Raw genomic sequence first — 13657 nt, 5'->3', positions numbered from 1 at the left:
GCGGTCATGCTCGACATGCAGGCAGAGGAATAGAAGGTGTGGACATACAGCGACGCGAAACCCTGCGGCAAACAGCTGCACCATGCTGGTGCAGCCCCCGGATTTCAGCCTCTGCGGCCCTGCCACGATATCACGCGGTCATGCATCGCTGGATGAATGCGCTAATGCCGATCTTGCATAGGGGATGCATGGAGTACATAGGTAGCTATGTAACTCAGGCTACAATACGCCCCCATTGACGATCCCATCGCACGACAAGCCCACGACGCCTCGCGCTCGTGCCAGCTCTGACCACAAGGTATCCACCGTGACTGCCGCCCTCCCCCCCACCGTCCTGCGTAGCGTCCTGACCGCCTTGATGCTGGCGATCTTCCTCGGCGCACTCGACCAGACCATCGTCGCCGTGTCCATGCCGGCGATCTCCGCGCAGTTCAATGATGTCGGGCTGCTGGCCTGGGTCATCTCCGGCTACATGGTGGCCATGACCATCGCGGTGCCGATCTACGGCAAGCTCGGCGACCTGTATGGTCGGCGGCGCATGATCCTCACCGGCACTGCCCTGTTCACCCTGGCCTCGGTGGCCTGCGGCCTGGCCCAGGACATGCCGCAACTGGTGCTGGCGCGGGTGCTCCAGGGCATCGGCGCCGGCGGCATGGTGTCGGTGAGCCAGGCGATCATCGGCGACTTTGTGCCACCGCGCGAGCGCGGACGCTACCAGGGCTATTTCAGCAGTATGTACGCCCTGGCCAGTGTCGCCGGGCCGGTGCTCGGCGGCTGGCTGACCGAGTACCTGTCCTGGCGCTGGGTGTTCTGGATCAACCTGCCGCTGGGACTGGTCGCCCTGTGGGTCATCCATCGGGCGCTGGACGGGTTGTCGGTCAAGCGCCGCGAGGCCCGGGTGGACTACCTGGGCGCTGTGTTGATGATCGTTGGTCTGGGCAGCCTGCTGCTGGGCATCACCCTGGTCGGCCAGGGGCATGCCTGGCTGTCGTCGCAGGTGCTGGCGCTGCTGGGTTGCGCGCTGCTCGGGCTGCTGGCGTTCATCGCCCACGAGCGCCGTTGCCGCGAGCCGCTGCTGCCGCTGAGCCTGTTCGGCAATCGGGTGGCGGTGCTGTGCTGGTGCGTGATCTTCTTCGCCAGCTTCCAGTCGATTTCGCTGACCATGCTCATGCCCCTGCGCTACCAGGGCATCACCGGTGCGGGTGCCGACAGCGCGGCGCTGCACCTGCTGCCACTGGCCATGGGGCTGCCCGTCGGCGCCTTCACCGGTGGACGCATGACCAGCCGCACCGGCCGCTTCAAACCGCAGATCCTGACAGGAGCACTGCTGATGCCGCTGGCCATTGCCGCCATGGCGCTGACACCACCACAGTCGGGCTTGCTCGGCGCGGTGTTCATGCTGCTGACCGGCATCGCCTGCGGCCTGCAGTTCCCCACCTCGCTGGTGGGCACGCAAAGCGCGGTGGACAGCAGGGACATCGGCGTGGCGACCAGTACCACCAACCTGTTCCGCTCGCTCGGCGGGGCGATGGGGGTGGCGTGCATGTCCAGCCTGTTGCTGGCGCTGCTGCATCAGGGCGGTTTCGAAATGCTGGGTAACCCGCTGCTGGGGAGCCTCAAGGCCGGCGAGGCGGATCCGCAGACCCAGGCGCGCTTGCTGGAAACCTTCCGCGACCTGCTGCTGGTCAGTGCCGGCGCTTCGCTGATCGGGCTGCTGGCGGCGCTGGCCTTACCCGACCGGCAGTTGCGCGGGCGCTAGCTGTCTGCGCCCACAGGGGGTATTAACGCCCCCTTAATCGCAAAGGAGTAACACTTCCTCACAATCCTTAACAAAGTGTCATTTGCGCAAGCCTGGGCTCAAGCGCAGCATATCCAGCCCGGTATCGACCCATTTTTCGACATCGGCCAACAGGTCGAAGCTGTCCGGCAGCAGCAGCCAGCGGCCGATCAGGCCATCCACATAGGCAAACATGGCCACGGCAGCCCGATCGATATCGAGCTCCCCGGGCAACTGGCCACGACGTACCGCATTGCCCAGGGCCAGGGCGATGCTCTGATGGCAGTCCAGCACCGCGCCCTGGCGTTGCTGGCGAATCTCACACATGTCGTCGGTGAACTCGCACTTGTGATGCAGGATTTCATTGATACGCCGGGTACGGGCATCGAGCACCAGCTCGTTGAACACTTGCAGCAAGAGCTTGCGCATGCAGCCGAGCGGATCGAGTTCGTCCTTGCTTTCACTGGCCCGGGCCAGGTGGTCATGGGTTTCGTGCAGGCTATCGAGCAGCGCCTGCACCAGCTCCGCCTTGTTGCTGAAATGCCAGTAGATCGCCCCGCGGGTCACCCCCGCGAGCTCGGCGATGTCGGCCAGGGTGGTACGCGCGACACCGCGCTTGTAGAAGGCCTTTTCCGCCGCCTCAATGATCTGGGCACGGGTTTCCTGGGCTTCTTCTTTGGTTCGACGGACCATGGCAGTACAACCTCATCAGGCCCCGCCCGCACATCTGGCGGACGGGAATCGGGCCGGGGCGAGCATTTTATGGGCCACTCCCGGGTGCATGTGGACGATCCGCGGCGACTCACCGACGGTATTTACAAACAACCATGAATGTAAGTATATTCCTTAGCAAGCTATTTATCCACCGGATAGCGTTTTTCTCTTAAGACTCTTCCACTATATTCTTGAGCTCCCTTGCTCCCGCGACCCGAGGATCCTCATGCAATTCAAGCCAGCCGTAACCGCCCTGGTTTCCGCCGTGGCCCTGGCAACCCTGCTCAGTGGCTGTAAGAAAGAGGAAGCAGCGCCTGCGCCGCAGGCTCCTCAGGTCGGCGTCGTGACCGTGCAACCGCAAGCCTTCACCCTGACCTCGGAACTGCCGGGGCGCACCAGCGCCTACCGTGTGGCCGAGGTTCGCCCGCAGGTGAACGGCATCATTCTCAAGCGCCTGTTCAAGGAAGGCACCGACGTCAAGGAAGGGCAGCAGCTCTACCAGATCGACCCGGCCGTCTACGAGGCGACCCTGGCCAACGCCCAGGCCAACCTGCAGGCTACCCGCTCGCTGGCCGAACGCTACAAGCAACTGATCGACGAGCAAGCCGTCTCCAAGCAGGAATACGACGACGCCAATGCCAAACGATTGCAGGCCGAGGCCTCGCTCAAGAGCGCCCAGATCGACCTGCGCTACACCAAGGTACTGGCCCCGATCAGTGGCCGCATCGGTCGCTCCTCGGTCACCGAAGGCGCCCTGGTGAACAACGGCCAGACCAACGCCATGGCCACCATCCAGCAGCTCGATCCGATCTACGTCGACGTCACCCAGTCCACCGCCGAGCTGCTCAAGCTGCGTCGTGACCTGGAAAGCGGCCAACTGCAGAAGGCCGGCGACAACGCCGCCCAGGTGCAGCTGGTGCTGGAGGACGGCAGCCTGTTCAAGCAACAGGGTCGCCTGGAGTTCTCCGAAGTCGCCGTCGATGAGACCACAGGCTCGGTCACCCTGCGCGCGATCTTCCCCAACCCCGACCACACCCTGCTGCCTGGCATGTTCGTGCATGCGCGGCTCAAGGCCGGGGTCAACGCCAACGCCATCCTGGCCCCGCAACAGGGCGTGACCCGCGACCTCAAGGGCGCGCCGACCGCGCTGGTGGTCAACCAGGAGAACAAGGTCGAACTGCGCCAGCTCAAGGCCAGCCGCACCTTGGGCAGCGACTGGCTGATCGAGGAAGGCCTGAACCCGGGCGATCGTCTGATCACCGAAGGGCTGCAGTTCGTGCGACCGGGCGTCGAGGTCAAGGTCAGCGAAGCCACCAACGTCAAGAAGCCGGCCGGCCCTGCTCAGGCCAACACGGCCAAAGCCGACGCCAAAGCGGAGTAAACCATGTCGAAGTTCTTTATCGATCGCCCGATCTTCGCCTGGGTGATCGCCCTGGTGATCATGCTGGTCGGCGCCCTGTCGATCCTGAAGCTGCCGATCAACCAGTACCCGAGCATCGCCCCGCCGGCCATCGCCATCTCCGTGACCTACCCGGGCGCCTCGGCGCAGACGGTGCAGGACACCGTGGTGCAGGTGATCGAGCAACAGCTCAACGGTATCGACAACCTGCGTTATGTGTCGTCAGAAAGTAACTCCGACGGCAGCATGACCATCACCGCCACCTTCGAGCAGGGCACCAACTCCGACACCGCGCAGGTCCAGGTCCAGAACAAGCTGAACCTGGCCACCCCGCTGTTGCCGCAGGAAGTGCAGCAGCAAGGTATCCGCGTCACCAAGGCCGTGAAGAACTTCCTGCTGGTGATCGGCCTGGTGTCCGAAGACGGCAGCATGAGCAAGGACGACCTGGCCAACTACATCGTCTCCAACATGCAGGACCCGATCTCGCGGACCGCGGGCGTCGGTGACTTCCAGGTGTTCGGTGCGCAGTACGCCATGCGTATCTGGCTGGATCCGGCCAAGCTGAACAAGTTCCAGCTGACCCCGGTCGACGTGCGCACCGCCGTGGCCGCGCAGAACGTCCAGGTCTCCTCCGGCCAGCTCGGCGGCTTGCCAGCACTGCCGGGCACCCAGCTCAACGCCACCATCATCGGCAAGACCCGCCTGCAGACCGCCGAGCAGTTCGAGAAGATCCTGCTCAAGGTCAACAACGACGGTTCCCAGGTACGCCTGGGCGATGTCGCCACGGTCGGCCTGGGCGGCGAGAACTACGCCATCAGCGCCCAGTACAACGGCAAGCCGGCCTCGGGCCTGGCGGTCAAGCTGGCCACCGGCGCCAACGCCCTGGACACCGCCAAGGCGCTGCGCACCACCATCAGCGACCTGGAGCCATTCTTCCCGCCGGGCGTGAAGGCCGTATTCCCGTATGACACCACGCCAGTGGTCACCGAATCGATCAGCGGGGTGATCCACACCCTGATCGAGGCCGTGGTCCTGGTGTTCCTGGTGATGTACCTGTTCCTGCAGAACTTCCGCGCCACCATCATCACCACCATGACCGTGCCGGTGGTGTTGCTGGGTACTTTCGGCATCCTTGCCGCCGCAGGCTTCAGCATCAACACCCTGACCATGTTCGCCATGGTCCTGGCCATCGGCTTGCTGGTGGACGACGCCATCGTCGTGGTGGAGAACGTCGAGCGGGTGATGTCCGAGGAAGGGTTGCCGCCCAAGGAGGCAACCAAGCGCTCCATGGAGCAGATCCAGGGCGCCCTGGTGGGTATCGCCCTGGTCCTGTCGGCGGTACTGCTGCCGATGGCCTTCTTCGGCGGTTCCACCGGTGTGATCTATCGCCAGTTCTCCATCACCATCGTCTCGGCCATGGGCCTGTCGGTGCTGGTGGCGCTGATCTTCACCCCGGCCCTGTGCGCCACCATGCTCAAGCCGCTCAAGAAGGGCGAGCACCATGTGGCCAAGCGCGGCTTCTTCGGCTGGTTCAACCGCAACTTCGACCGCAGCGTCGCCGGCTACGAACGCAGCGTCGGCACCATCCTGCGCAACAAGATCCCGTTCCTGCTGGCCTACGCCCTGATCGTGGTCGGCATGATCTGGCTGTTCGCGCGCATCCCCACCGCGTTCCTGCCCGAGGAAGACCAGGGCGTGCTGTTCGCCCAAGTGCAGACCCCGGCCGGCTCCAGTGCCGAGCGCACCCAGGTGGTGGTCGACCAGATGCGCGAGTACCTGCTCGACAAGGAAGCCGATACCGTGGCTTCGGTGTTCACCGTCAACGGCTTCAACTTCGCCGGTCGTGGCCAGAGCTCGGGCATGGCCTTCATCATGCTCAAGCCGTGGGGCGAGCGCTCGAAGGAGAACAGCGTGTTCGCCCTCGCCCAGCGCGCGCAGATGCACTTCTTCAGCTTCCGTGACGCGATGGTGTTCGCCTTCGCCCCGCCGGCGGTACTCGAACTGGGTAACGCCACCGGCTTCGACGTGTTCCTCCAGGACCGCGCCGGCGTCGGCCACGCGAAACTGATGGAAGCGCGCAACCAGTTCCTGGCCAAGGCCGCGCAGAGCAAGATCCTCAGCGCCGTGCGTCCGAACGGCCTGAACGACGAGCCACAGTACCAACTGACCATCGACGACGAACGCGCCAGTGCCCTGGGCGTGACCATCGCCGACATCAACAACACCTTGTCGATCGCCCTGGGCGGTAGCTACGTCAACGACTTCATCGACCGCGGTCGGGTCAAGAAGGTCTACATCCAGGGCGAGCCAAACTCGCGGATGAGCCCGGAAGACCTGCAGAAGTGGTACGTGCGCAACGGCAAGGGTGAAATGGTGCCGTTCTCCTCCTTCGCCAAGGGCGAATGGAGCTACGGCTCGCCGAAGCTGTCGCGCTACAACGGCGTGGAAGCGGTCGAGATCCTCGGTACCCCGGCCCCGGGCTACAGTACCGGTGAGGCCATGGCCGAAGTCGAGCGCATCGCCGGCGAACTGCCAACCGGCATCGGCTACTCCTGGACCGGCATGTCCTACGAGGAAAAACTCTCCGGCTCGCAGATGCCGGCGCTGTTCGCCCTCTCGGTACTGTTCGTGTTCCTGTGCCTGGCGGCGCTGTACGAAAGCTGGTCGATCCCGATCGCGGTCGTGCTCGTGGTACCGCTGGGCATCATCGGTGCCCTGCTCGCCACCAGCCTGCGTGGGTTGTCCAACGACGTGTACTTCCTGGTCGGCCTGCTGACCACGATCGGCCTGGCGGCGAAGAACGCCATCCTGATCGTCGAGTTTGCCAAGGAACTGCACGAGCAAGGCCGCAGCCTGTACGACGCGGCGATCGAGGCGTGCCGCATGCGTCTGCGCCCGATCATCATGACCTCGCTGGCGTTCATCCTCGGCGTGGTACCGTTGACCATCGCCAGCGGCGCCGGCGCCGGCAGCCAGCACGCCATTGGTACCGGCGTGATCGGCGGCATGATCAGTGCGACCGTGCTGGCCATCTTCTGGGTACCGCTATTCTTCGTCGCAGTGTCGTCGCTGTTCGGCAGCAAAGAGCCGAAAGAACACGCCACCCCTGAAACTCCACGTTATGAGGCTGGGCAATGACCAAGTCTTTGTTGTCCCTGGCGGTAACCGCCTTCATCCTCGGCGGCTGCTCGCTGATCCCCGACTACCAGACGCCCGAGGCGCCGGTGGCCGCGCAGTGGCCGCAAGGCCCTGCGTACTCGCCGACCGAGTCGGCCAACGTTGCCGCGGCCGAGCAAGGCTGGCGCCAGTTCTTCCACGACCCGGCGCTGCAGCAGCTGATCCAGACGTCGCTGGAAAACAACCGCGACCTGCGCGTCGCGGCGTTGAACATCGACGCCTACCGCGCCCAGTACCGCATCCAGCGCGCCGACCTGCTGCCGGCGGTATCGGCCAATGGCAGCGGTAGCCGCCAGCGGCTGCCGGCGAACATGTCGCAGACCGGCGAGGCATCCATCAGCAGCCAGTACTCGGCCACCCTGGGTGTCAGCGCTTATGAACTGGACCTGTTCGGCCGTGTGCGCAGCCTGACCCAACAGGCCCTGGAAACCTACCTGTCCAGCGAGCAGGCGCGTCGCTCCACGCAGATCAGCCTGGTGGCCAGCGTGGCCAACGCCTATTACACCTGGCAGGCCGACCAGGCGTTGCTGAAGCTGACCGAAGAAACGCTCAAGACGTACGAAGAGAGCTACAACCTGACCCGCCGCAGCAATGAGGTGGGCGTGGCTTCGGCGCTGGACCTGAGCCAGGCCCGCACCGCCGTCGAAGGTGCGCGGGTCAAGCTGTCGCAGTACCAGCGCCTGGTCGCCCAGGACCTGAACAGCCTCACCGTGCTGGTAGGTACCGGCGTGCCGGCCAACCTGCCCAAGCCGCTGGAGCTCAATGCCGACCAACTGGCCGAAGTGCCGGCGGGCCTGCCGTCCGACATCCTGCAACGTCGTCCGGACATCCAGGAAGCCGAGCACCTGCTCAAGGCCGCCAACGCCAACATCGGCGCCGCCCGCGCCGCGTTCTTCCCGAGCATCAGCCTGACCGCCAACGCCGGTACCCTGAGCCCGGACATGGGCGGGCTGTTCAAGGGTGGTTCGGGCACCTGGCTGTTCCAGCCGCAGATCAACCTGCCGATCTTCAACGCCGGTAGCCTCAAGGCCAGCCTGGACTACTCGAAGATCCAGAAGGACATCAACGTCGCCAAGTACGAAAAGACCATTCAGACCGCCTTCCAGGAAGTCGCCGATGGCCTGGCCGCACGCAAGACGTTCGAGGAGCAGCTGCAGGCGCAACGTGACCTGGTGGCCGCCAACCAGGACTACTACCGCCTGGCCGAGCGCCGCTACCGCATCGGAATCGACAGCAACCTGACCTTCCTCGACGCCCAGCGCAACCTGTTCAGCGCCCAGCAGTCGCTGATCGGCGATCGCCTGTCGCAGCTGGTCAGCGAGGTCAACCTGTACAAGGCCCTCGGTGGCGGCTGGTACGAGCAGACCCAGCAACAAACCTCGATCCAGACGCCGAAAGGCTGATTGGCCCGGTAACGCATCAAGCCCACCCTTGCGGTGGGCTTTTTGTTGCCCGCGATGACGCTCGGTCAACATTACGTTCGATAATCGCCCCATTCCGCGTTCCACGAATTGCCTCGCCCCCACCCTCCCCCGCACCATCGCCCACGCAACGTTGCACTCGTTCTCTCTAAAGACGCCCACCCCTGCGGTCCGTACCCGCAGTGCACCGGCTCGCCCAATAAAAACAAGAGATCCACGACAGATGAGCACTTTGCAACCCGCACGCCAGCTGCTCCCGGGCCTGTTGGCCCTGTCCTGCGCCCTGCCCGCCGTCGCCGCCGAAAGCGGTTTCCTGGAAGACGCCAAGGCCAGCCTCAACCTGCGCAACTTCTACATCAACCGCAACTTCGTCGACCCGGCCAACCCTCAGGGCAAGGCCGAGGAATGGACCCAGAGCTTTATCCTCGACGCTCGCTCCGGCTTCACCCAGGGCACCGTCGGCTTCGGTGTCGACGTGCTGGGGCTGTACTCGGTCAAGCTCGACGGTGGCAAGGGCACGGCCGGCACTCACCTGCTGCCGGTGCATGACGATGGCCGCCCGGCCGATGATTTCGGCCGCCTGGGCGTGGCATTCAAGGCGCGCCTGTCGCAGACCGAACTCAAGGTCGGCGAGTGGATGCCGGTGCTGCCGATCCTGCGTTCGGACGATGGCCGCTCGCTGCCGCAGACGTTCCGCGGCGGCCAGCTCACCGCCAAGGAGATCGAAGGCCTGACCCTCTATGCCGGCCAGTTCCGCGGTAACAGCCCGCGCAACGACGCGAGCATGGAAGACATGTTCATGCAGGGGCGCGCCGGCATCACCTCCGACCGCTTCAACTTCGCCGGTGGCGAATACAGCTTCAACGACAAGCGCACGATGGTCGGCCTGTGGGATGCCCGGCTCAAGGACATCTACCGCCAACAGTACCTGAACCTGGTCCACAGCCAGCCGCTGGGCGACTGGACCTTGGGCGCCAACCTGGGCTACTTCCTCGGCAAGGAAGAGGGTAGCGCCCGCGCCGGCGACCTCGACAACCGTACGGCCTCGGCCATGCTTTCGGCACGTTACCAGGGCCACACCTTCTACATCGGCCTGCAGAAGGTCAGCGGCGATGACGCCTGGATGCGGGTCAACGGCACCAGCGGCGGCACCCTGGCCAACGACAGCTACAACGCCAGCTTCGATAATGCCAAGGAGCGCTCCTGGCAAGTGCGCCATGACTTCAACTTCGTCACCGTGGGCATCCCTGGGCTAACCCTGATGAACCGCTACATCAAGGGTGACAACGTGCACGCCGGTGGGGTGGACGATGGCAAGGAGTGGGCCAGGGAGACCGAGCTGGCCTATGTGGTACAGGCCGGGACGTTCAAGGACCTTTCGGTGAAATGGCGCAACTCGACCATGCGCAGGGACTTCAGCAGCAATGCGTTCGACGAGAACCGACTGATCGTCAGTTACCCACTCAATCTTCTTTGATGCCATCGCGGGACAAGCCCGCTCCCACATCGTCCGCACAAGAGAGGAGCGGCGTGGGAGTGGGTTTTCCTCAAATAATCAAAAGACATATTCAAATCAAATTAAATTCTTTGACGCTATATGCGAGAACTCGCTAAAACCAAGCTCCGATCCCCGCCCCAGAGCCCGAGCATGGACCTGCGCCAACTGCGCTACTTCATCGCCCTTACCGAATACCGCAGTTTCGTCCGCGCTGCCGAAGCCATGGGCATCACCCAACCCGCCTTCAGCCGCGCCATCCAGAACCTCGAACAGGCCTTCGGCTGCGCCCTGGTCGATCGCGCCAACAAGTCACTGCGCCCAACTCCCGAGGGGCAGGTGGTACTGCAACACGCCCGTCGCCTGGTGCAAGGCGCGGCGCAGTTGAACAACGAAGTGCTGCAGATGACCAAGCTCGATGCCGGCGAACTGCATTTCGGCAGCGGCCCGGCACTGGCCGTGCGCCTGGTGCCCCAGGCCCTGCAACAGTTCATCGAGCGCCATCCGGGCATCCGCACCGCGCTGCTGGTGGACAACGCCGAACGCCTGGGCCAGGCGCTGCGGCGCGAGCAGATCGAGTTCTTCGTCGATGACGTGCGCACCTTCGAGGCCGACCCGAACTTCCACACCGAACCGCTGACCCCGCGCCCCGGCCTGTTCTTCTGCCGCCCCGGGCACCCATTGCTGGCTAAGGACAGCTTGTCGACCAACGACTTGTTCGCCTATCCCCTGGCCAGTGCATTGCTGGCGCCGGGCGTGCGCAAGCGCCTGGCCAACCTCAGCGGACGCAGCGACTTCACCCCGCACCTGCAAACCGAGCACCTGGCGGTGCTGCGCAGTGTGGTGCTGGCCAGCGACGCCATCGGCACGGCCAGTGAGGAGGCGGTGGCCGTGGACCTGGCCGTCGGCGATCTGGTGCGCCTGCACTGGCGCAACCTGCCGCCAGGCCTGGAGGTGCTCAGCGTCCGCTGCGGGGTGATCAGCCGCAGCGGCTATCGCCTGTCACCGGCGGCACGGGCGATGATCGATACCCTGGTCAGCCTGGATGCTGCCCCATCGCCCGCAGACGCCGGGCATCGACAATCTCCACCTCGCCATAGCCCAGGCGTACCACGCCGGACTGCTCGAAGCTCTTGAGGATCTGGTTGATGGTCTGGCGCGACAGCGACAGCATCAGCGCCAGCTGTTCCTGGGACACCTGCAGCCGCCACTGGGCGACATCGCGCTCGCCGTAGCCTTCGGCCATCTGCAGCAGGCGCTGTGCCACCCGCGGCGCGGCGGACAGCAGGCTCTGCTGCTCCAGGGCAACGAACACCCAGCGCAACTTGTGGCTCATCAGCAAGGCCAGCTCACGCCAATGCACAGGCTCGCGCGCCAGCCACTCGAGCAGCGGCGCCTGGGGGATCCACAGCAGGCGCGTCGGTCCTTCGGCATAGGCGTCATGGGTACGCGGCTGGCCGTCGAAGAGGCTGATCTCGCCGAACCAGTGGGGCGATTCAACCAACGTCAACAACGCCTCCTTGCCCTCGCTGCTGACCGCGCCGACCCGCATCGCCCCCTCGAGCACCGCATACAGGCCACAGGGCGCATCGCCGCGCTGGAACAGGCACTGCCCCGGCGCCAGCTCGCGCGCACGCCCCTGAGCCAGAAGGCTATCCTGAACGGTAGCGGGCAATTGCCGGAACCACTGGCCATGCAGCAGCTGGGTACGCGGATCGTGCATGGCGCCTCGCAAAACGAACTCTGTCGGCCAGGCGACAGACGACGGTGACTGAACGGGGGCAAGCTGCGCTCACCCCTGATGGAGGAACAACAATGAAAAACCTCGTCGAGCACCTGAGTCAATACGCGACCTACCACCGCGACCCGCGCAATATCGCCACCCACTTCATCGGCATTCCGCTGATCGTGCTGGCCGTGGCCATCCTGCTGTCGCGCCCCGGCTGGGAACTGGCCGGCGTCTGGCTGTCGCCGGCGCTGTTGCTGGCGGGCTGGTCGGTGTGGTTCTACCTGCGCCTGGACCTGCGCTTCGGGCTGGTGATGGGCCTGCTGCTAGGGCTGTGCCTGTGGGCCGGCCAGGCGCTGGCCGTACAGAGCACCGGGCTGTGGCTGAGCGCCGGGCTGGGGGCGTTCGTGGTGGGCTGGATCATCCAGTTCGTCGGCCACTGGTACGAGGGGCGCAAGCCAGCGTTCGTCGATGACCTGAGCGGGCTGATCATCGGGCCGCTGTTCGTGGTGGCGGAGCTGGCGTTCATGGCCGGGCTGTGCCCTGAGCTGAAAAAGGCCGTGGAGGCCAATGCCGGGCCGGTGGCCATCCGCCACAAGAAAGCCGCGATCTGACCACAAGAGTCAGGGGCCGCCGCACACCCCAACGCGACACAGCCACTCCCGCAGGCTTGTGCAAACCCTGTGGGAGCGGCCTTGTGTCGCGATGGGCTGCACAGCAGCCCCGGCAATTTCTCAAGTCACCTGGGTGCGCGACTCCACCCCCAGCTCATCCCACACCGACTCGGCCAGGTGGAACGTGGCGTTGGCCGCCGGGATCCCGCAGTAGATCGCGCTCTGCATGATCACCTCCTTGATCTCCTCTCGCGTCACGCCATTATTGGCGGCAGCGCGAAGGTGCAGCTTGAGCTCTTCGTTGCGGTTCATGCCGATCAGCATGGCGATGGTGATCAGGCTGCGGGTATGTCGCGACAACCCCGGGCGCGTCCAGATATCGCCCCAGGCATGCCGGGTGATCATCTCCTGGAACTCGCCGTTGAAGTCATTGAGCTTCTCCAGACTGCGGTCGACATGAGCATCGCCCAGTACCGCGCGGCGCACTTGCATGCCCGCCTCGTAGCGTTGTTTCTCGTCCACGGTGTACTCCTCAGCGGCTCGACAGGAAGTCGAGCACACGGGCGCCGAACGGCGCGCCGATTTCGACATTGGACAGGTGCGCCGCCGCAAACTCGGCGTACTCGGCGCCATGGATGCCGGCCTGCATGAAGCGACCATGCTCGGGGGTGGTCACTGCATCTGCAGTGCCGGCGACGATCAGGGTCGGCACCTGGATGTGGGTGAGCTGGTCACGGAAATCGGCATCGCGCACCGCGGCGCAATTGGCCGCGTAGCCCTCCGGTGAAGTCTGCGCCAGCATCTGGCAGATACGCAGGGTGCGTTCCGGCTCGGCGGCGGCGAACGCCGGGGTGAACCAGCGGGCGATGGACGCATCACGCAGTTCGGCCATGGCCTGCCGGCCCCCCGCGAGCACGGTGGCGATGCGGGTGTTCCACACCTCGTCGTTGGCGATCTTCGCCGCGGTGTTGCACAGGGACAGGCTGAGCAAGCGGTTACCCGCATTGATACCCAGCCACTGACCGATCAGGCCGCCCATGGACAGGCCTATGAAGTGGGCCTTCTCGATATCCAGGGCATCGAGCAGGGTCAGCACGTCGCCGCCCAACTGCTCGATGCTGTAGGGCCCCTCGCTGACCAGCGAACCGCCATGCCCCCGGGTATCGTAGCGCAGCACACGGAAATGTTCGGCCCATGCCGGGATCTGCGCATCCCACATGTGCAGGTCGGTGCCCAGCGAATTGGACAGGACCAACACCGGCGCATCGGCCGGGCCGTCGAGTTGGTAATGCATTTCGCCATCGGCCAGTTGCAGGTGCGCCACAGCAGTCTCC

11 protein-coding genes are annotated in these 13657 nt (G+C 64.8%); 7 read left to right on the top strand and 4 right to left on the bottom strand.

Translation table 11 applies throughout. The features are described from left to right. Positions 1 to 307: 307 nt before the first annotated feature. Entirely contained in the window at positions 308 to 1759 is a 1452-nt protein-coding gene (locus tag AC25MA_RS13250) for an MDR family MFS transporter (protein ID WP_207851283.1), read from the top strand. Between the two features lie 78 nt (positions 1760 to 1837). Here the strand turns inward: AC25MA_RS13250 and ttgR are convergent, their stop codons facing one another. Further along, entirely contained in the window at positions 1838 to 2470 is a 633-nt protein-coding gene (ttgR, locus tag AC25MA_RS13245) for an efflux transport transcriptional regulator TtgR (protein WP_279152892.1), read from the bottom strand. 247 nt (positions 2471 to 2717) lie between these two features. Between ttgR and ttgA the strand changes: the two genes are divergently transcribed. The 5 genes from ttgA to AC25MA_RS13220 all read left to right on the top strand — a co-directional run bounded on the left by ttgA (position 2718) and on the right by AC25MA_RS13220 (position 11120). Continuing rightward, positions 2718 to 3872, top strand: a complete 1155-nt coding sequence (gene ttgA / locus AC25MA_RS13240; protein WP_028690204.1) for a toluene efflux RND transporter periplasmic adaptor subunit TtgA — start codon at positions 2718 to 2720, stop codon at positions 3870 to 3872. Between the two features lie 3 nt (positions 3873 to 3875). Beyond that, entirely contained in the window at positions 3876 to 7028 is a 3153-nt protein-coding gene (gene ttgB / locus AC25MA_RS13235) for a multidrug efflux RND transporter permease subunit TtgB (protein ID WP_028690205.1), read from the top strand. Then, positions 7025 to 8470 (top strand): AdeC/AdeK/OprM family multidrug efflux complex outer membrane factor, encoded by a 1446-nt coding sequence (locus AC25MA_RS13230; RefSeq protein ID WP_486972090.1) that lies wholly within the window; start codon positions 7025 to 7027, stop codon positions 8468 to 8470. Before ttgB ends, AC25MA_RS13230 begins: the two co-directional genes overlap by 4 nt. Positions 8471 to 8711: 241 nt before the next feature. Next, positions 8712 to 9965, top strand: a complete 1254-nt coding sequence (locus tag AC25MA_RS13225) for an OprD family porin (RefSeq protein WP_186594307.1) — start codon at positions 8712 to 8714, stop codon at positions 9963 to 9965. 171 nt (positions 9966 to 10136) lie between these two features. After that, a complete protein-coding gene (locus AC25MA_RS13220; RefSeq protein WP_486972089.1) occupies positions 10137 to 11120 on the top strand; it encodes a LysR family transcriptional regulator in 984 nt (327 codons plus the stop codon). On the opposite strand, the gene AC25MA_RS13215 is transcribed toward AC25MA_RS13220, so the two are convergent. Next, positions 11020 to 11706, bottom strand: coding sequence for a Crp/Fnr family transcriptional regulator (locus AC25MA_RS13215; protein WP_028690209.1), 687 nt, complete (start codon positions 11704 to 11706; stop codon positions 11020 to 11022). The genes AC25MA_RS13220 and AC25MA_RS13215 overlap by 101 nt on opposite strands. Before the next feature lie 92 nt (positions 11707 to 11798). On the opposite strand from AC25MA_RS13215, the gene AC25MA_RS13210 reads away from it, so the two are divergent. Then, the gene (locus AC25MA_RS13210; RefSeq protein ID WP_028690210.1) at positions 11799 to 12323 is read left to right on the top strand and encodes an Mpo1 family 2-hydroxy fatty acid dioxygenase; all 525 of its coding nucleotides are present in this window, start codon (positions 11799 to 11801) and stop codon (positions 12321 to 12323) included. A gap of 120 nt (positions 12324 to 12443) precedes the next feature. Here AC25MA_RS13210 and pcaC read toward each other — a convergent pair whose 3' ends face one another. Together pcaC and pcaD are read right to left on the bottom strand one after the other, a co-directional pair. Beyond that, positions 12444 to 12845 carry a 4-carboxymuconolactone decarboxylase gene (gene pcaC, locus AC25MA_RS13205; RefSeq protein WP_028690211.1) on the bottom strand — a complete coding sequence of 134 codons (402 nt, stop codon included), beginning with the start codon at positions 12843 to 12845 and terminating at the stop codon, positions 12444 to 12446. A gap of 10 nt (positions 12846 to 12855) precedes the next feature. Then, complete coding sequence (pcaD, locus tag AC25MA_RS13200) at positions 12856 to 13647, bottom strand: 3-oxoadipate enol-lactonase (RefSeq protein WP_062364116.1); 792 nt, start codon at positions 13645 to 13647, stop codon at positions 12856 to 12858. Positions 13648 to 13657: the final 10 nt, after the last annotated feature.

The sequence above is a fragment of the Pseudomonas sp. P65(2024) genome, from assembly GCF_057480955.1.
The sequence above is the reverse complement of the archived record's forward strand: the minus strand, read 5'-3'. Positions and strand labels throughout refer to the sequence as shown.

Excerpts from the sequence above, each read along its gene's own strand:
- ttgR (WP_279152892.1), bottom strand. The coding sequence starts at position 2,470 with ATGGTCCGTCGAACCAAAGAAGAAGCCCAGGAAACCCGTGCCCAGATC.
- ttgB (WP_028690205.1), top strand. The coding sequence starts at position 3,876 with ATGTCGAAGTTCTTTATCGATCGCCCGATCTTCGCCTGGGTGATCGCC.
- AC25MA_RS13230 (WP_486972090.1), top strand. The coding sequence starts at position 7,025 with ATGACCAAGTCTTTGTTGTCCCTGGCGGTAACCGCCTTCATCCTCGGC.
- AC25MA_RS13210 (WP_028690210.1), top strand. The coding sequence starts at position 11,799 with ATGAAAAACCTCGTCGAGCACCTGAGTCAATACGCGACCTACCACCGC.
- AC25MA_RS13215 (WP_028690209.1), bottom strand. The coding sequence starts at position 11,706 with ATGCACGATCCGCGTACCCAGCTGCTGCATGGCCAGTGGTTCCGGCAA.
- AC25MA_RS13225 (WP_186594307.1), top strand. The coding sequence starts at position 8,712 with ATGAGCACTTTGCAACCCGCACGCCAGCTGCTCCCGGGCCTGTTGGCC.
- ttgA (WP_028690204.1), top strand. The coding sequence starts at position 2,718 with ATGCAATTCAAGCCAGCCGTAACCGCCCTGGTTTCCGCCGTGGCCCTG.
- AC25MA_RS13220 (WP_486972089.1), top strand. The coding sequence starts at position 10,137 with ATGGACCTGCGCCAACTGCGCTACTTCATCGCCCTTACCGAATACCGC.